This is a genomic window from Streptomyces sp. NBC_00984, assembly GCF_045162475.1.
Classification (GTDB): Bacteria; Actinomycetota; Actinomycetes; order Streptomycetales; family Streptomycetaceae; genus Streptomyces.
This window is the reverse complement of the sequence record NZ_CP108734.1, coordinates 7,374,495-7,391,644: the sequence shown is the minus strand read 5'-3', so window position 1 is coordinate 7,391,644 and position 17,150 is coordinate 7,374,495. Positions and strand designations below refer to the sequence as shown.

Sequence of the window (17,150 nt, the reverse complement as noted above, 5' to 3'; positions counted from 1 at the left end):
GCTACTGCTCCCGGCGGAGGTTCGGCTTGAGGTCCTTGAAGCGGGCCAGCAGCCCGTTCACGAAGGACGGGGAGTCGTCGGTGGAGAACTCCTTGGCGAGCTGGACCGCCTCGTCGATCACCACCGCGTCCGGGGTGCCGTCCACCCAGATCAGCTCGTACGCACCGAGCCGCAGGATGTTCCGGTCGACGACCGGCATGCGGTCGATCTCCCAGTCCACCGCGTAGGTCACGATGAGGTCGTCGATCCGGTCCGCGTACTGCGCGTACCCCTCGACGAGTTCCATCGTGTACTCGGTGACCGGCGGCTGACGGTTGTCGGCCCGCGAGTGCCGCACCCAGTCCGCGAGGACCGTCTGCACGGACTCGCCGCGCTGGTCGGCCTCGAAGAGGATCTGGAAGGCGCGCTTGCGGGCCTTGTTCCGGGCAGCCACGGTTAGCTGTTCACCCGGCCGAGGTAGTCGCCCGTGCGGGTGTCGACCTTGATCTTCTCACCCGTGGTGATGAAGAGCGGGACGCCGATCTCGTAGTCGGTCTCCAGCGTGGCGGGCTTGGTGCCACCGGTGGAGCGGTCGCCCTGGACGCCCGGGTCGGTGTGCTTGACGGTCAGCTCGACGGCGGCGGGCAGCTCGACGTAGAGCACCTCGCCCTCGTGCTGGGCGACGGAGGCGGTGAAGCCCTCGATCAGGAAGTTGGCAGCGTTGCCGACGGCCTTGCGGTCGACCATGAGCTGGTCGTAGGTGTCCATGTCCATGAAGACGAAGTACTCGCCGTCCATGTACGAGAACTGCATGTCGCGACGGTCGATGGTGGCCGTTTCGACCTTCACGCCGGCGTTGAACGTCTTGTCGACGACCTTGCCGGAGAGCACGTTCTTGAGCTTGGTGCGCACGAAGGCCGGGCCCTTGCCGGGCTTGACGTGCTGGAACTCGACGACGGACCAGAGCTGGCCTCCGTCGAGCTTGAGCACCAGGCCGTTCTTGAGGTCGTTCGTGGAAGCCACGGTTGCGGAATCTCCTGGACTGAAGCTGGTGGAACGACCGAGGATGCGCGCTAGAGCGCGAGCAGCTCCTTGGTCGTAATGGTGAGTAGCTCGGGTCCGCCGTCCGCCTCGGGGCGCACGACGAGCGTGTCATCGATCCGGACCCCGCCCCGGCCCGGGAGGTGGACCCCCGGTTCGACGGTGACCGGCACACAAGCGTCCAGTTTACCCATGGCCGCAGGTGCCAACTGCGGGTCCTCGTCGATTTCCAGTCCCACCCCGTGCCCGGTCCAGGGTGCCAGGCCCCCGCCGTGCCCCGCGGAGTCCAGGAGATACCGGGCCGCGCGGTCCACGTCGCGGTAGGCGGCGCCCGGCACCAGGGCCTCGCGCCCGGCCCGCTGAGCGGCGAAAACCAGGTCGTAGAGCTCGATCTGCCAGTCGGCGGGCGTCGTCCCGATGACGAATGTACGGCCGATCTCGCAGCGGTAGCCGCGATAGTTCGCGCCCAGGCAGACGGAGAGAAAATCTCCTTCCTCGACCCTGCGGTCCGAGGGGCGGTGGCGGCCCTGGCCGGAGTTCGGGCCGGTGGCGACGGAGGTGGCGAAGGCGGGGCCGTCGGCGCCGTGGTCCACCAGGCGGCGCTCCAGCTCCAGGGCGAGATGCCGTTCGGTGCGGCCCACCAGGATGGATTCGAGGAGTTCGCCCAGGGCCTGGTCGGTGATCTCGGCGGCGATCCGGAGACAGGCGATCTCCTCCTCGTCCTTGACCACCCGCAGCTGTTCGACGGTGGCGCCGAGATCGGCCAGCCGGAGCCGCGGGGCCACCGAGCCCATGGCCCGGTGACGGGAGACCGTCAGATGATGCTCCTCGACGGCGAGGGACTCCGCGCCCGAGGAAGTGGCCAGATCGGCGGCGGCGACCACCGGATCGCCGTCGGAGGCCGGCAGCAGGGACACCCGCAGCTGATCGTCGGTGCGCCCGTCGGCGGGATCGCCGCTCGGGGCACGGGGGGAGAGCAGGACGTCCCCACCGGGTCCGAGCAGCAGCACGGCCCCCGGGGGCGCCCCGCCCGCGAGATAGCGGACATTGGCGGGGCGGGAGACCAGGGCTGCCGCGGATCCGACGGCGGCGCACCGGTCGCGGAGCAGCCCGCGGCGGACGGCGTACACCTCTGACATGTCACGAGCCTACGAGCGGTGGCGCGGGCCTGCTCGGTCAGCGCATCCGACCGGGGGGCGGCCGCCGGTCCCGTCGCCGGGCCGGAGCACCGCCTGGTGGTGGTTCACCAGGCCGGGGGGCTGGCTATGGAGCGGGCGAGTATGTCGTCCAGGACGCGGGCGGTGGTCTCCACGTCGTACGTCGAATTGTCGATGATCGGCAGTCCGGAGCCGTACCAGCCGGCCATCCTGCCGTGGATCCGGGCGACCTCCTCGTCCGAGAGGCGGCGGTTCCCGCTGCGGGCGGCGTTGCGCTCCAGCACGATCTCCAGGCCGGGCAGCAGGACGACGGGCAGGAGCCCGGGGCCGACATGACGCTTCCAGCCGCCGAGGCCGACGACCGGCCGGTCGGGGAAGACGGCGTCGTCGAGGATGCAGGAGATGCCGTTGGCGAGGAAATTGCGGGCGGCGAAGCCGCAGGTGCGGCGGGCGAGGCGGTACTGGGCCTCGGAGTGGTCGTTCCACCCGGCCTGCGGGTCGGCGAAACCGGAGCAGACCCATTCGCGGACGTCGTCGAGGCTGACATGGGCGGTGGGCACCCGGCGGCGGCTGGCCCAGAGCTTGGCCACGGTGGTCTTGCCGGCGCCCGCGGGGCCGATCAGGAGGACGGCGAGGGTCGCGCTGCCGGTCCCGGGCTCGGCGGCCGGCGCGGGCAGCGGGACGGGGCCGCCGGGCGGCAGCTGGACGTGTCCCGTGGTCTCCCTGAGAGGAGGCCCCGGAGCATGGTGCGGGGCCGGCCCGCTCCACCCGCCGGGCGAGGGAGGGGCACTGGGCGGCGGCCCCGGCGGACCGGGGTGGCCGGGGTGCTGGGCCTGGTGCGTCCAGCCGACAGGTCCGTTTCCGGGGCCCTGGGGCGGCGGCAGCGGGGCCCCCACTGCGTGCTGCATCCGGTGCCACTCCGTCTCGTGCAGGCAACTGGCGCTGGTGGAACGGCAACCGTACCGTCCCCGGCCGCCGCTGGGACAACGGTCGGGGACGCGCCACGGTGCCCGGCCGGCCGGGGAATCCGGTCCGTCAGTCGGTCAGCTCGTCCGCGAGGGCGCGCAGGGCGAGGCGGTAGGAGCCGATGCCGAATCCGGCCACGGTCCCCGTGGCGACCGGTGCGACCACGGAATTGTGGCGGAATTCCTCCCGCGCGTACGGGTTCGAGATGTGCACCTCGATCAGCGGGGCGGTGCGCTGGGCCGCCGCGTCCCGCATCCCGTACGAGTAGTGGGTGAAGGCGCCCGGGTTGAGAACGACCGGAATTGAACCGTCCGCAGCCTCGTGGAGCCAGCGGATCAGTTCGCCCTCGTCGTTGGTCTCGCGGACGTCGACGTCGAAGCCGAGTTCCTTGCCGAGTGCCCGGCAGGCGTCGACGAGTCCGGCGTAGGACGTGGCACCGTACACGTCCGGCTCGCGGGAGCCGAGCCGGCCGAGGTTCGGGCCGTTGAGGACGAGCACCCGGCGGGTCACGCCGACACCTCCCCATAGGCGGCGAGCAGCACGGCCGGGTCGGGGCCCTCCAGGACGGTGGGCTTGCCGAGGCCGTCGAGGACGATGAAGCGCAGCAGGTCGCCGCGGGACTTCTTGTCGACCTTCATGTTCTCCAGCAGCTTGGGCCACTGGTCGCCGCGGTAGGTGAGCGGCAGTCCGACGGACTCCAGGACGGCGCGGTGCCGGTCGGCGGTGGCGTCGTCGAGGCGTCCGGCCAGCCGGCCCAGCTCGGCGGCGAAGACCATGCCCACCGAGACGGCCGCGCCGTGCCGCCACTTGTAGCGCTCGTTCTTCTCGATGGCGTGGGCCAGGGTGTGGCCGTAGTTGAGGATCTCGCGCAGTCCGGATTCCTTCAGGTCGCTGGAGACGACCTCGGCCTTGACCCTGATGGCGCGTTCGATCAGCTCGGCGGTGTGCGGTCCGGTGGGCGTACGGGCGCCTTCCGGGTCCGCCTCGACGAGGTCGAGGATCGCCGGGTCGGCGATGAAACCGGCCTTGATGACCTCGGCCATGCCGCTGACGTAGTCGTGCACGGGCAGCGAGTCCAGTGCGGCGAGGTCGCAGAGGACCCCGGCCGGCGGGTGGAAGGCGCCGACGAGGTTCTTGCCCTCGGCGGTGTTGATGCCGGTCTTGCCGCCGACGGCCGCGTCGACCATGCCGAGCACGGTCGTCGGCACGGCGATCCAGCGCACCCCGCGCAGCCAGCTCGCCGCGACGAATCCGGCCACGTCGGTGGTGGCTCCGCCGCCGACGCCGACGATCACGTCGGTGCGGGTGAAGCCGGTCTGGCCGAGCGCCTTCCAGCAGTACGCCGCGACCTCGACGGTCTTGGCCTCCTCGGCGTTCGGCAGCTGGATCGCGATGACCTCGTAGCCCTGACCGGCGAGGTCCTGGCGGACCGCCTCACCGGTCTCGGCGAGCGCCTCGGGGTGCAGCACCGCGACGCGCTTGGCACGGTCGCCGATGAGCGCGGGCAGCTCGCCCAGCAGCTGTCGGCCGACCAGCACCTCGTACGGGTCGGTGCCCGCGCTGCCGGCGATCGGGATACGGGTGGGGCCCTGCTCGGACATACGTGTGTTCTCCCGGCCGGAGGTGACGGTTTCGCCCGTGCGCTCCGGCAATTCCAGTGCGTCGAGGATCGCCTGGGCGACCTCTTCGGGGGTGCGCTCGTCGGTGGCGACGGTCACCCGGGCCACCTCGGTGTACAGGTGGCGGCGGGCGTCCATCAGCTCACGCCACTGCCGGCGCGGGTTGACCGCGAGGAGCGGGCGGGCGGCGTTCAGGCCGACCCGCCTGACCGCCTCCTCGACGTCCATCGAGAGATAGACGACGGGGCGTCCGGCGAGCAGGGCGCGGGTCGTGTCGTCGAGCACGGCGCCGCCGCCGAGGGAGAGGACGCCCGTGTGCTCGGCGACAGCGGTGTGCACCGCGCGCCGCTCCAGCTCGCGGAAGTGCTCCTCGCCCTCGTCGTAGAAGATCTCCGGGATCGGCTTGCCGGCCGTGGCCACGACGTCCGCGTCGGTGTCCCGGTAGGTGGTGCCGAGCCGGTCGGCGAGCAGCTCACCGACCGTGGACTTGCCGACGCCCATCGGGCCGACGAGGACGATCAGCGGGCCGCTCATCGGATCTGGAGGTGGTCGAGGTACGACTGCACATTGCGGTGGGTCTCGGGGACACTGTCGCCGCCGAACTTCTCCGCGACGGCGTCGGCCAGGACCAGGGCGACCATCGCCTCGGCCACGATGCCGGCGGCCGGAACGGCACAGACATCGGAGCGCTGGTGGTGGGCCTTGGCGGGTTCGCCGGTGACCACGTCCACGGTGGCGAGCGCGCGCGGCACGGTGGCGATGGGCTTCATCGCGGCACGGACCCGCAGCAGCTCGCCGGTGGTCAGACCGCCCTCGGTGCCGCCGGAACGGCCGGAGGCGCGCTTGATGCCGTCCTCGGTGACCAGGATCTCGTCGTGCGCCTTGGAGCCGGGGACCCGGGCCAGGTCGAAGCCGTCGCCGACCTCGACCCCCTTGATGGCCTGGATGCCCATCAGGGCCGCGGCGAGCCGGGCGTCGAGCCGGCGGTCCCAGTGGACGTGCGAGCCGAGGCCGACGGGCACCCCGTACGCCAGTACCTCGACGACGCCGCCGAGGGTGTCGCCGTCCTTGTGGGCCTGGTCGATCTCCGCGACCATCGCCTTGCTCGCGTCGGCGTCCAGGCAGCGCACCGGGTCGGCGTCGAGGCGCTCGACGTCGGCGGGCGTCGGGTAGACGCCGTAGGGCGCCTTGGCCGCGGCCAGCTCGACGACATGGCTGACGATCTCGATGCCGGCGGTCTCCTTGAGGTACGACCGCGCGACGGCGCCGAGCGCGACGCGGGCCGCCGTCTCCCGGGCGCTGGCGCGCTCCAGGATCGGCCGGGCCTCGTCGAAGCCGTACTTCTGCATGCCCGCGAGGTCGGCGTGGCCGGGCCTCGGGCGGGTCAGCGGGGCGTTGCGGGCCAGCGCGGCCAGCTCGTCGGGGTCGACCGGGTCGGCCGACATGACCTGCTCCCACTTGGGCCACTCGGTGTTGCCCACCATCACGGCGACCGGGGAGCCCATGGTGAGACCATGGCGCACCCCGCCGAGGAAGGTGACCTCGTCCTTCTCGAACTTCATCCGCGCACCGCGGCCATATCCGAGCCGCCGCCGGGCGAGTGCGTCCGCCACCATCTCCGTGGTGATCGGGACGCCGGCGGGAAGACCCTCCAGCGTCGCCACGAGTGCGGGGCCGTGCGACTCCCCCGCGGTCAGCCAGCGCAACCTGCTCAACGGTGCTCCTCATGCTCGCGCCTGGAACTGCAACGGCGCGACCGGGTGCGCGGCCCTGGCCCGCCGCCTTCGATCCTCCCACGACCGGGAGCCCGAACCGGTCGCCGGTCCAGCAGACGGACGGATCGCACCGGCGGGCGCGAGGGTTTCAGCGGGCGGCGAGCGCCGCTTCCCCGGCCCGCCGCATGGCTGCGAGCGGCGCGGGCGCACGGCCCGTCATCTGCTCGACCTGGAGGACGGCCTGGTGCACCAGAAGGTCGAGACCTCCGACGACTGCGCCGCTTCGGGCCGTCCACGCGGCGGCAAGCCGGGTGGGCCAGGGCTCATACAGCACATCGAAGAGGGTGCCGGGTCGCTCCGGTACGGCAGTGGCCAGGGCGTCCGTGGCACCGGCCGGGGTGGTGGCGACGACCAGCGGGGCGCTCAGCGCCTGCTCGGCCTCCGCCCAGTCGGCGATCCGGACGTCCACGCCGAGGCGTTCGCCCCAGCCACGCATCTCCTGGCCCCGTTCCCGGCTGCGGACATACGCCGTGACCGGCCCGGCGCAGATCCCGGACAGCGCGGCGAGCGCCGATGACGCGGTCGCCCCGGCACCGAGGACGGCGGCGGACTCGGTCTTCTCCACCCCGCGTTCACGCAGCGCGGCGATCATCCCGGGGATGTCGGTGTTGTCACCGGTCCGCCGGCCGTCCTCGGTGAGCACGACCGTGTTGACGGCCTCCACCGACGACGCGGTCTCACTGATGGAGTCCAGCAGCGGAATGATCGCCCGCTTGAGCGGCATGGTCAGCGAGAGCCCGGCCCAGGTGGAGTCGAGCCCCTCGACGAAGCCGGGCAGCGCTGCCTCGTCGACCTCGAACCGGTCGTACGTCCAGTGGGTGAGGCCGAGTTCGGCGTACGCGGCCCGGTGCAGCACCGGGGAGAGCGAGTGCGCGATGGGCGAACCGAGAACGGCCGCCCGGTGGCGCCCGTCATTGGAGGCCATGCTGTTCCTTGAACTTGTCGTTGAGCTTCTCGTGCTCCGCGGCCGTCTTGGTGAACTGGGTCTTCTTGCCGTCGAGCGAGATGAAGAACATCCACCCGTCGCTGGTGGGATTGAGCGTGGCCCGCAGGGCTTCGTCGCCCGGATTGCTGATCGGACCCGGCGGAAGGCCCGGGTGGTAATAGGTGTTGTACGGGTCCGGGTTGGTCCGGATCTCGTTCGACCCGATCTTGATCTTGCTCTGATTCTTGAGGTAATTGAACGCGGAGTCGAATTCGAGCTTGCGGTTCGTGGCGATGTTGTCGGGCTTCAAGCGGTTGTAGGCGACTTCGGCCATCTTGCGGAAGTCGTCGTGCGTGAGGCCTTCCGCCTGGACCAGGCTGGCGACGGTGAGCACCTGCCACGGGCCGTCCAGCTTGTACTTCTTGGCCGTTCCCTCGAGGTCGAGCTTGTCGTATTCCTCGTTGGCACGGGAGACCATCTTCTTGAGAAGGGTCTCCGGCTTGGTTTCCTTGGTGACCGGATAGGCGGCCGGGTAGAGGAACCCCTCCAGCGGGTCCTTGACGTCCTTGCCGTTGACCGCCCAGCCGGGCAGACCGAGCTCGGACCTCTTGGACGTGGCGATTTCCTTGGTCGTTCCCTTTTTGAGGCCCAGTTTCTTGTCGACCATCCCGTAGATGGCGACATCGCGGGAACCCTCGGGAATCACCAGAAGATTCTGGCTCTTCGGGTCGACCATCATCTTCAATGCCTCGGCCGCGGACATCTTCTCGTGGAGGAGATAGACCCCGGCCTGGATCGATTTACCCTTGGGGTTCTCGCTCTGCGCCGAGACGAACGCGTCGACGCTCTTGACGACACCCTGCTTCTTCAGGATGTTGCCGATGTCGTAGCCGAAGGCACCCTTGGGGATCTCCACCTCGACCGACCCCGAGCCGCTGCCCGCATAGTCCGGCGCCGAGCCGAACTTGTCCTTCCAGTACGTGTAGCCGAAGTAGCTCACCCCGCCGAGGCCACCGACCAGGACCAGCGAGACGACCAGGCAGGCGAAGCCGCTGCGGCTCTTCTTCTTGCCCTTGCCGCGGCGCTCGTTGCCGCCACGGCTGCCGCGGCGTGACTCACGCGGATCGTCGTCCTGCTCGTCGTCGTTGCCGTCACGGTCGTCGGCGCCCGTGAAGAAGGGGTGGGTCTCTTCCGGCTGGGCCTCCGGGTCCCAGTCCGGACTCTCCGTCGGGGCCTGCTGGGGAGCGGCCTCACGACGGCCCGGGGGCTGCGGCGGCGGGTAGGCCTCCGGCGTGCCGTAGTAGTCGTGCGTCTCGCCGTAGCCGCCCTGCCCGCCGCCGTACGGGTCGGCCGGCTGGGCGTCGTACGGCATCGCGGTGGTCTGCTGCCCGGTGTCCCAGCCGCCGTTGTCGTACTGCGGCTGCTGGGGCTGCCGGGGCTGCTGCTGCGCGTACGGGTCCTGCGGGACTCCGTAGCCGGGCTGCTGCTGGTAGTGCTGCTGGGCGTACGGGTCGTGCGGCTGCTGCGGCTGCTGCGCGTACGGATCGTGCGGGTAGGGCTGCTGCTGGCCGCCGTACTGGCTCTGGCCGTGGGCAGACTGTTGTCCTCCCCAACCCTGGTCCCCGTACAAGGGATCCTCGGGATGCCACGGTTCGGAGCCGGGGCCCCGGCCATACTCAGTCATCGATCCCCTAGAGCCGCGAGACGACATTCCGTCTCTTTGCTGTGCGGTGTTTGTTCGAAGCACCGCCGCATCGCGCGGAACGTTACCGTATCGCGATCAGCCAACCACTTCGACGCCTTCGCCGGGGGCCTGGCCCGACGCCCGTTCGGACTCCAGAGCGTTCTGAAGGATCACCACAGCGGCAGCTTGATCGATGACGGATCGGCCTTTCTTGGACTTCACGCCCGAAGCGCGCAGCCCTTGACTGGCCGTCACTGTGGTCATCCTCTCGTCCACCAACCGCACCGGAATGGGCGCGACCCAGCGGGCGACCTCCTGTGCGAAGACCCGGATCTTGGCGGCGGCGGGTCCCTCACCGCCGCCGAGGGACCGCGGCAGGCCGATGATGATCTCGATCGGCTCGTACTCCTCGACGATCTGTCCGAGCCGCCGGTGGGCCGCCGGGACATCGCGTCCCGGAACGGTCTCCACCGGCGTGGCGAGGATCCCGTCGGGGTCGCACGAGGCGACCCCGATCCGGGCGTCCCCGACATCGATCGCGAGACGGCGACCGCGGCGCATCTGCGTCATTCCCGCCGTCACGCCGTCTCGGTGACGAGGTGTTCGACAGCCGCCACCGCGGCGCCGATGGCCTCGGGGTTCTGGCCGCCGCCCTGGGCGACGTCCGGCTTGCCGCCGCCACCGCCGCCGAGGGTCTTGGCCGCGGCCCGGACCAGGTCGCCGGCCTTGAGACCGCGCTCGCGGGCGGACTCGTTGGTGGCGATGACGGTCAGCGGGCGGCCGTTGGCGGTGGTGAACAGGGCCACGACGGCCGGCCGGCCGCCCTGGATGCGGCCGCGGACGTCGAGGACGAGCCTGCGCAGGTCGTCGGCCGACGTGCCGTCGGGGACCTGGCCGGTGACCAGGGCGACGCCGCGTACGTCCTTGGCGGACTCGACCAGTCCGGCGGCGGCCTGGAGGACCTTCTCCGCGCGGAACTTCTCGATCTCCTTCTCGGCGTCCTTCAGCTTGCCGAGCATTCCGGCGATCTTCTCCGGGAGCTCCTCGGGACGCCCCTTGACCAGCTCCTGGAGCTGGGCGACGACCGTGTGCTCCTTGGCGAGGAAGTTGTACGCGTCGACGCCGACGAGGGCCTCGATACGCCGCACACCGGAACCGATGGACGACTCGCCGAGCAGCTTCACCAGCCCGAGCTGGGCGGTGTTGTGGACGTGCGTGCCGCCGCAGAGCTCCTTGGAGAAGTCGCCGATGGTGACGACCCGGACCCGCTCGCCGTACTTCTCGCCGAACTCGGCGATGGCGCCCTGCTTCTTGGCCTCGTCGATCGACATGACCTCGGCCTGGACGTCGAGTTCGCGCGAGAGCACGTCGTTGATCTTCTGCTCGACGTCGGTCATGACCGAGCCGGGAACGGCGTTCGGCGAGCCGAAGTCGAAGCGGAAGCGGCCGGGCTGGTTCTCGGAACCGGCCTGGGCGGCCGTCGGGCCGAGCGCGTCGCGCAGGGCCTGGTGCGTGAGGTGCGTGGCGGAGTGGGCGCGGGCGATGGCACGGCGGCGCTTGACGTCGATCGAGGCGAGGACCGGAGCGCCGACGGTGACCTCGCCGACCTGGACGACGCCCTTGTGGACGTGGACGCCGGGGACCGGCTTCTGGACGTCGCGGACCTCGATGACGGCGCCGGTGTCGAGCCTGATCCGGCCCTGGTCGGCGATCTGGCCGCCGCCCTCGGCGTAGAACGGCGTGCGGTCGAGAACGACCTCGACCTCGTCGCCCTCGGAGGCGGCCGGGGAGGACACTCCGTCGACGAGGAGGCCGACGATGGTGGACTCCCCCTCGGTGGCGGTGTAGCCGGTGAAGTCGGTGGCGCCCGAGTTGTCGGCGACCTCGCGGTAGGCGGACAGGTCGGCGTGACCGGTCTTCTTGGCGCGGGCGTCGGCCTTGGCGCGCTCCCGCTGCTCCTTCATCAGGCGGCGGAAGCCGTCCTCGTCCACCGAGAGGCCCTGTTCGGCGGCCATCTCCAGGGTGAGGTCGATCGGGAAGCCCCAGGTGTCGTGGAGCAGGAACGCCTTGTCGCCGGCGAGGACCTTGCCGCCGGCGGCCTTGGTCTCGGTGACGGCGGTGTCGAGGATGTTGGTGCCGCCCTTGAGCGCCTTGAGGAAGGCGGCCTCCTCGGCGAGGGCCACGGTCTCGATGCGCTTGCGGTCGGTGATCAGCTCCGGGTACTGCTGCCCCATCGTCTCGATCACGACATCGACCAGGTCCTTGGCGACCGGCCCGGTGGCACCCAGCAGCCGCATGTTGCGGATGGCCCGGCGCATGATCCGGCGCAGGACGTAGCCGCGGCCCTCGTTGCCCGGCGTGACGCCGTCACCGATGAGCATCACGGAGGTACGGATGTGGTCGGCGACCACGCGGAGCGAGACGTCCGAACCGTGGTCGGCGCCGTACCGGACGCCGGTCAGCTCGGTGGCCCGGTCCATGACGACGCGCAGGGTGTCCGTCTCATACATGTTCTGTACGCCCTGCAGGATCATGGCGAGGCGTTCCAGGCCCAGACCCGTGTCGATGTTCTTCGACGGCAGGTCGCCGAGGATCGGGAAGTCCTCCTTGCCGTCACCGGCGCCGCGCTCGTACTGCATGAAGACCAGGTTCCAGATCTCCACGTACCGCTCGTCGTTGACGGCCGGGCCGCCCTCGACGCCGAACTCGGGGCCGCGGTCGTAGTTGATCTCGGAGCAGGGACCGCAGGGGCCGGGGACACCCATGGACCAGAAGTTGTCCTTCTTGCCCAGGCGCTGGATGCGCTCGGCCGGTACGCCGATCTTGTCGCGCCAGATCTGTTCGGCCTCGTCGTCGTCGAGGTAGACCGTGATCCACAGCCGCTCGGGGTCGAGGCCGAAGCCGCCGTCCGCCACGGAGCTCGTCAGAGCCTCCCAGGCGTAGGAGATGGCGCCTTCCTTGAAGTAGTCGCCGAAGGAGAAGTTGCCGCACATCTGGAAGAACGTGCCGTGCCGGGTGGTCTTGCCGACCTCTTCGATGTCCGGCGTACGGACACACTTCTGCACGCTGGTGACGCGCGGGGCGGGCGGCTTGACCTCGCCGAGGAAGTACGGCTTGAAGGGGACCATGCCCGCGGGGACCAGCAGCAGAGTCGGGTCGTCCGCGATGAGCGACGCCGAAGGGACGACGGTGTGACCGCGCTCCTCGAAGAAGCTCAGCCAGCGGCGACGAATTTCAGCCGACTCCATCAGTGGTCCTCATTCCGGTTGTACGACTTGTAGGGGAGCTTGCGGTACTTGGCGGTCTCAAGAGACCTGTCGGGCCCGACGGGCTCGGACGCCTCGACGACGAAGTGCGGCCGGACCGGCAGTTCCCGGTCGACCGGTGCCGCCAGGCCCAGCGCCTCGCCCAGTTCGGCTTCGCGCCGGGCCATGGACTCACGGACGTCCAGCGCGAAGTCCTTGAGCTTGTGCCCCGTCTCGACCGCCTTGTCCGCGGCCTGCGCCGCAAGGCTCTCGGGGGTGAGCTGCTTGAGCTTCCGGTTGACCTTGGCGGTGGCCCAGACACCGGCGGCGGCACCGGCGGTGAACCAGAACGTACGGCGGAACATGGCTGCGTCAGTCCTTCGGTCCGCGGGGGTTTCTGCCGTTGCGCTTCCTGCCGCGCGCGGACGGCACGGTGCGGCCGACCAGCACCGAACGGCGGGCGGGTTCCGGTTCGGGATCGGTCTTGCGGCCGATGGCCCGCCGAACCCCGTAGCCGAACGCGGCGACCTTGACGAGCGGGCCACCGAAGGTCGAGGCGACGGTGGTGGAGAGCGCGGAGGCGTTCGAGGTGACTTCCTGGACGTCCGTCGCGATGGCGTCGACCTTGTCGAGCTGGGTCTGCGCGGAACGCACGGTGGCGGAGGCGTCGGCGAGCAGCGGGACCGCCTGCTCGGTCACGTCCGCCACGAGCCTGGTGGTCGCCCTGAGCGTCTGGGCCAGCCTCACCAGCACGACGGCGAGGAACGAAACCAGGATCGCCCAGAAGACGGCCACCAGGATCCCGGCCACCTCTCCACCGGACACAGTGCACCGCTCTCTAGCTTGTCGCTGTCTCTGTACTGTCTCTGCTCGGTCCGGCGACGGCCGTCGCAACAGCCGATCGTCGTCCCCCGAGCCTATCGCGCCGGTGGTCGCACCCCGTACCGCATTACCGGCGGGAACGACGGGCGTTCCCATAAGGAGATTGTACGGAGAGCTTCCGTGCCAGTACTCTGCGTGTTTCATGCGACGCCCCCAGCGCCCCTTTCCGTCCCCCCACGATCCGAGCGCCCCCACCGCCCTCGGAAATCTCCCGGCGGAACTGAACAGATTCGTGGGACGGCAGAACGAACTCGTCCGTCTCGCCCAACTCCTGGACGAGTCAAGGCTCGTCACCGTCGTCGGCGTGGGCGGCGTGGGCAAGACCCGCTGTGCCACCCGGATCGCCGCGCTTCTGCAGAAACGGTACTGCGACGGCGTCCGGATGGCCGAGCTCTCCGACGTCCACGACCCCGAGCTGCTGGAACACGCCCTGGTCGACGCGCTGGGACTCACCGATCACACCAGCAGACCGCCGCGCACGACCCTCATCGAGCATCTGGCCGGGCGCCGGCTCCTGCTGGTGGTCGACGGCTTCGAACATCTCGTCGACGCCTGCACCGAACTGGTGCGGGAACTGCTGCGCCGGGCCCCGGGGCTGCGGGTGCTGGCCGTCGGGCGGCTGCCGCTGGAACTGGACGGGGAGCTCACCTACCCGCTCGCGCCGATGACGGACGAGGACGCGATGCTGCTCTTCGCGGAGCGGGCCGCCGCCGTACGGCCGGATTTCCGGCTGACCGACGACAACCGCTCGACCGCCCTGGAGCTGTGCCGCCGCCTGGACGGAATCCCGCTCGCCCTGGAACTGGCCGCCGGGCGGCTGCGCGCCCTGTCCACCGACCAGGTGCTGCAGCGTCTGGACGACCGCTTCCGGCTGCTGACCGGTTCCAGCCGCAGCGCGCTGGCGCGCCACCAGACGCTCCGTACGGCCATCGGCTGGAGCCATGAACTCTGCGCTCCGGAGCAGCGGCTGCTCTGGGCGCGGCTCTCGGTGTTCCCCGGGCAGTTCGACCTGGAGGCCGTCGAATACATCTGCAGCGGCGCCGATCTGCCGGCCGAGTCGGTGCTCGATGTGCTCTCCGGGCTGCTGGCGCAGTCCGTGGTGGTGCGCGAGGACTCGGCGCAGGGCACCCGCTACCGGATGCTGGACACGGTGCGGGAGTACGGCGCCGAGTGGCTGGCGGCCACCGATGACACGGACCGGCTGCGGCGCCGCCACCGGGACTGGTTCCTGGGGCTCGCGACCTGGTGCGAGCTCGACTGGTTCAGCCCCCGGCAGGGCGAGGTGGCCGCCCGGGTCGAGAGCGAGCTGCCGAATCTGCGCCGGGCGATGGAGTGTTCGCTGGAGATTCCGGGCGAGGCCCATCTCGCGCAGTATCTGGCGGGCACCCTGTGGTTCCTCTGGGTGGGCTGCGGGCGGCTCTCGGAAGGCCGGCACTGGCTGGACCATGTGCTGGAGGAGGACACCCCGTACGACTCCTCGCGACTGAAGGCGCTGTGGGTGCTCGGGTACGTGGCCGTGCTTCAGGGCGACCCGGTCGGCGCGGTCTCCGCGCTGCAGGAGTGCCGGGACGAGGCGGACCGGGCCGATGACTCCACGGCGCTCGCGTACGCGGTGCACCGGATGGGATGTCTGGCGCTCGTCACCGACGACATGGCCAGGGCTCAGGAGCTGCTGGACGACGCGCTGCGCCGCTACCGGGAGCTCGGCGAGCTGAACAGCAACGTCCTGATGGCCCAGGTCGAGCTCGCGATGGCGGTCGGATTCCACGGGGATCTGGACGGGGCGGCCGCGATCTGCGAAGAGGTCAGGGAGATCTGCGAGGACCACGGGGAGCGGTGGGCCCTGTCGTACGCGCTGTACGTGCTGGCCTTCGCGGCATCGCAGCGCGGCCGGCCGGACCGGGCCCGGGAACTGCTCGGTCAGTCGCTGGCGATCAGCCACACCTTCCACGATCTGCTCGGCTCGGTGCTCGCCCTGGAACTGCTGGCGCTGATCACGGCCATCGAGGGCGATGCGGCGGAGGCGGCGGTGCTCCAGGGGGCCGCCGACCGGATCTGGCCGTCGGTGGGACTGCCGCTGTTCGGATCGGCGCACTACGGGCAGCCCCGGGTCCGCTGCGAGGAGCTGGCCCGCCGGGAGCTGGGCGACGTCCGCTACGAATCGGGGCTGCGCGCGGGCGGAGAACTGGATCCGGACGCGGCGGTGGCCAGGGCTCTGGCGAGCGGCCCCGCGGACCACCCGGAGACTCCGGCGCGGCTGCCCGGAACGCCCCCGGGCCCCGGGAAAACGCGGAGGCCCGCCGCCTCCCGTACATCCGGGAGGGGCGGGCCCGAGCGCTGGTGAGAGCGGCTACGCCTGGATCAGCGGGCGTAGTACTCGACGACGAGCTGCTCGTCGCAGATCACGGGGATTTCCTTGCGGTTCGGGTCCCGGTCAAGGCGGAAGGCCAGGGCCTTCAGGTTCACCTGCAGGTAGCGCGGGGTCTCGCCGTCGGGGGCGTAGCCACCCTCGCGGGCCACCTGGAAGGGGTGCTTGTCGCGGCTGCGCTCGCGGACCATCACGATGTTGTCGGGACGGACACGGAAGGACGGCTTGTCGACCTTGCGGCCGTCGACCTCGATGTGACCGTGCACGACCATCTGGCGGGCCTGGTAGATGGTGCGGGCGATGCCCGAACGCAGGACCAGCGCGTCGAGACGGCGCTCGAGCTCGACGACGAGCGCCTCGCCCGTCTTGCCCTCGGCCTTCTTGGCGCGGTCGTAGGCACGCGCCATCTGGCGCTCGCTGATGTCGTACTGGGCGCGCAGACGCTGCTTCTCCAGCAGACGGACCTTGTAGTCCGAGTTCTGCTTGCGGCCACGGCCGTGCTCGCCCGGCGGGTAGGGGCGGGCCTCGAAGTACTTGACGGCCTTCGGCGTCAGCGCAATGCCGAGCGCGCGGCTCTTCTTGACCTTGGGACGCGACTGGTTAGGCACGTTCTCCAGACCTCCGTTGTAGGTTAGGTTAGGCTCACCTTACTTGAGGAGATCGCATGTCTCGCCCGGGGAACACCAGTCACATCACGGACAGCACTGACAGCGTCGACACCCCTCGGGGTGCCGATACGACGGAGGACCGATCAGATCGTGGTCAGCCGCGTCCCGGCGGGCTTGAAAACACTCGGATGCCGTCAGCAGCCGAGCGCACACGAACTCTCGTACAGAGTACCTGTTCGGCGGTGCTGCTCATCCCAGGGCTGGACGTGGCCGGCTCGGACCAGGTGATGCCACTGACCAGAAGCGTGGGGCCCGACGGGGATCTGTTCCTCGAACTCCCCGCTGATTCCCCGGCCGTACGGGCCGCGACGCACGCCGAGGACGACGAACTGACGGCTGTGCTGGAGATCACGGACGTCGCCCCGGTCTCCGTCCCGCACCGCATCCGCGGCCGGGCGTGGGTCTCGGGCTGGCTCACCACCGTACCCGGCATGTCGGGGCCCGGTCGGATGACGCTCCGGCTGGAGACGGGCGAGGCGTACGTCGACGATCTGTGGGGCGCGCAGGACGTGGAACCGGAGGAATTCCGGGACGCGGCACCCGATCCGCTGATCGGACACGAGGCGGAGCTGCTGCAGCATCTGCACGCTGCGCACGGCGAGCAGCTGGCGATGCTGTGCGGGCTGCTGGGCGAACGGGCGGCCGGTCGCTGCTCGGCCCACCTGCCCTCCGTCGTACCGCTCGCGCTCGACCGGTACGGGCTGCGGCTGCGGCTGTGCGAGGACCGGGGGCAGTGCTACGACGCGCGCTTCGAGTTCCCCGCTCCGGTGCGGGACGTCGTCGAACTGAGCCAGGCCATGCACACGCTCTTCGAGGCGGCGGCGTACTGAACGGGGGCGCG

16 protein-coding genes are annotated in these 17,150 nt (G+C 70.5%); 2 read left to right on the top strand and 14 right to left on the bottom strand.

The genetic code is table 11. The features are described 5' to 3' along the window. Nucleotide 1: 1 nt before the first annotated feature. From nusB to OG520_RS33050, 13 genes are all read right to left on the bottom strand, one after another. On the bottom strand, nucleotides 2-433 hold the full coding sequence (gene nusB, locus OG520_RS33110) for a transcription antitermination factor NusB (protein WP_072484538.1): 432 nt from the start codon (nucleotides 431-433) through the stop codon (nucleotides 2-4). Nucleotides 434-435: 2 nt separating this feature from the next. Next, nucleotides 436-1,002 carry an elongation factor P gene (gene efp, locus OG520_RS33105; protein ID WP_266363161.1) on the bottom strand — a complete coding sequence of 189 codons (567 nt, stop codon included), beginning with the start codon at nucleotides 1,000-1,002 and terminating at the stop codon, nucleotides 436-438. Nucleotides 1,003-1,052: 50 nt separating this feature from the next. Beyond that, nucleotides 1,053-2,159, bottom strand: coding sequence for an aminopeptidase P family protein (locus OG520_RS33100; RefSeq protein WP_266421970.1), 1,107 nt, complete (start codon nucleotides 2,157-2,159; stop codon nucleotides 1,053-1,055). A gap of 104 nt (nucleotides 2,160-2,263) precedes the next feature. Further along, complete coding sequence (locus OG520_RS33095) at nucleotides 2,264-3,085, bottom strand: Pro-rich N-terminal domain-containing protein (protein ID WP_406015549.1); 822 nt, start codon at nucleotides 3,083-3,085, stop codon at nucleotides 2,264-2,266. A gap of 127 nt (nucleotides 3,086-3,212) precedes the next feature. Continuing rightward, complete coding sequence (aroQ, locus tag OG520_RS33090) at nucleotides 3,213-3,653, bottom strand: type II 3-dehydroquinate dehydratase (protein ID WP_266421965.1); 441 nt, start codon at nucleotides 3,651-3,653, stop codon at nucleotides 3,213-3,215. Further along, complete coding sequence (gene aroB, locus OG520_RS33085; RefSeq protein ID WP_406015548.1) at nucleotides 3,650-5,296, bottom strand: 3-dehydroquinate synthase; 1,647 nt, start codon at nucleotides 5,294-5,296, stop codon at nucleotides 3,650-3,652. The genes aroQ and aroB overlap by 4 nt, the downstream gene beginning before the upstream one ends. After that, complete coding sequence (gene aroC / locus OG520_RS33080) at nucleotides 5,293-6,477, bottom strand: chorismate synthase (RefSeq protein WP_266421959.1); 1,185 nt, start codon at nucleotides 6,475-6,477, stop codon at nucleotides 5,293-5,295. Before aroC ends, aroB begins: the two co-directional genes overlap by 4 nt. 148 nt (nucleotides 6,478-6,625) lie before the next feature. Further along, nucleotides 6,626-7,462 (bottom strand): shikimate dehydrogenase, encoded by an 837-nt coding sequence (locus tag OG520_RS33075; RefSeq protein WP_406015547.1) that lies wholly within the window; start codon nucleotides 7,460-7,462, stop codon nucleotides 6,626-6,628. Then, nucleotides 7,449-9,146: an endolytic transglycosylase MltG gene (gene mltG, locus OG520_RS33070; protein WP_406015546.1), complete on the bottom strand. Its 1,698-nt coding sequence runs from the start codon at nucleotides 9,144-9,146 to the stop codon at nucleotides 7,449-7,451. Before mltG ends, OG520_RS33075 begins: the two co-directional genes overlap by 14 nt. Before the next feature lie 96 nt (nucleotides 9,147-9,242). Continuing rightward, nucleotides 9,243-9,716, bottom strand: coding sequence for a Holliday junction resolvase RuvX (gene ruvX, locus OG520_RS33065; RefSeq protein ID WP_399332487.1), 474 nt, complete (start codon nucleotides 9,714-9,716; stop codon nucleotides 9,243-9,245). 8 nt (nucleotides 9,717-9,724) lie between these two features. Then, nucleotides 9,725-12,394 (bottom strand): alanine--tRNA ligase, encoded by a 2,670-nt coding sequence (gene alaS, locus OG520_RS33060; RefSeq protein WP_406015545.1) that lies wholly within the window; start codon nucleotides 12,392-12,394, stop codon nucleotides 9,725-9,727. Beyond that, entirely contained in the window at nucleotides 12,394-12,756 is a 363-nt protein-coding gene (locus OG520_RS33055) for a DUF6167 family protein (protein WP_399332363.1), read from the bottom strand. Before OG520_RS33055 ends, alaS begins: the two co-directional genes overlap by 1 nt. A 7-nt stretch (nucleotides 12,757-12,763) precedes the next feature. Continuing rightward, a complete protein-coding gene (locus tag OG520_RS33050) occupies nucleotides 12,764-13,201 on the bottom strand; it encodes a DUF948 domain-containing protein (RefSeq protein ID WP_406015544.1) in 438 nt (145 codons plus the stop codon). A gap of 214 nt (nucleotides 13,202-13,415) precedes the next feature. Between OG520_RS33050 and OG520_RS33045 the strand changes: the two genes are divergently transcribed. Further along, complete coding sequence (locus OG520_RS33045) at nucleotides 13,416-15,617, top strand: ATP-binding protein (protein ID WP_406015543.1); 2,202 nt, start codon at nucleotides 13,416-13,418, stop codon at nucleotides 15,615-15,617. Nucleotides 15,618-15,634: 17 nt separating this feature from the next. Here the strand turns inward: OG520_RS33045 and rpsD are convergent, their stop codons facing one another. After that, nucleotides 15,635-16,249, bottom strand: coding sequence for a 30S ribosomal protein S4 (gene rpsD / locus OG520_RS33040; protein ID WP_030918857.1), 615 nt, complete (start codon nucleotides 16,247-16,249; stop codon nucleotides 15,635-15,637). Between the two features lie 188 nt (nucleotides 16,250-16,437). On the opposite strand from rpsD, the gene OG520_RS33035 reads away from it, so the two are divergent. Beyond that, a complete protein-coding gene (locus OG520_RS33035) occupies nucleotides 16,438-17,139 on the top strand; it encodes a DUF2470 domain-containing protein (protein ID WP_406015542.1) in 702 nt (233 codons plus the stop codon). Nucleotides 17,140-17,150: the final 11 nt, after the last annotated feature.

Coding starts and splice junctions, on each gene's coding strand:
- OG520_RS33100 (WP_266421970.1), bottom strand. CDS start 2,159: ATGTCAGAGGTGTACGCCGTCCGCCGCGGGCTGCTCCGCGACCGGTGC.
- OG520_RS33095 (WP_406015549.1), bottom strand. CDS start 3,085: ATGCAGCACGCAGTGGGGGCCCCGCTGCCGCCGCCCCAGGGCCCCGGA.
- aroB (WP_406015548.1), bottom strand. CDS start 5,296: ATGAGCGGCCCGCTGATCGTCCTCGTCGGCCCGATGGGCGTCGGCAAG.
- OG520_RS33075 (WP_406015547.1), bottom strand. CDS start 7,462: ATGGCCTCCAATGACGGGCGCCACCGGGCGGCCGTTCTCGGTTCGCCC.
- mltG (WP_406015546.1), bottom strand. CDS start 9,146: ATGACTGAGTATGGCCGGGGCCCCGGCTCCGAACCGTGGCATCCCGAG.
- ruvX (WP_399332487.1), bottom strand. CDS start 9,716: ATGACGCAGATGCGCCGCGGTCGCCGTCTCGCGATCGATGTCGGGGAC.
- alaS (WP_406015545.1), bottom strand. CDS start 12,394: ATGGAGTCGGCTGAAATTCGTCGCCGCTGGCTGAGCTTCTTCGAGGAG.
- OG520_RS33055 (WP_399332363.1), bottom strand. CDS start 12,756: ATGTTCCGCCGTACGTTCTGGTTCACCGCCGGTGCCGCCGCCGGTGTC.
- OG520_RS33045 (WP_406015543.1), top strand. CDS start 13,416: ATGCGACGCCCCCAGCGCCCCTTTCCGTCCCCCCACGATCCGAGCGCC.
- OG520_RS33035 (WP_406015542.1), top strand. CDS start 16,438: ATGCCGTCAGCAGCCGAGCGCACACGAACTCTCGTACAGAGTACCTGT.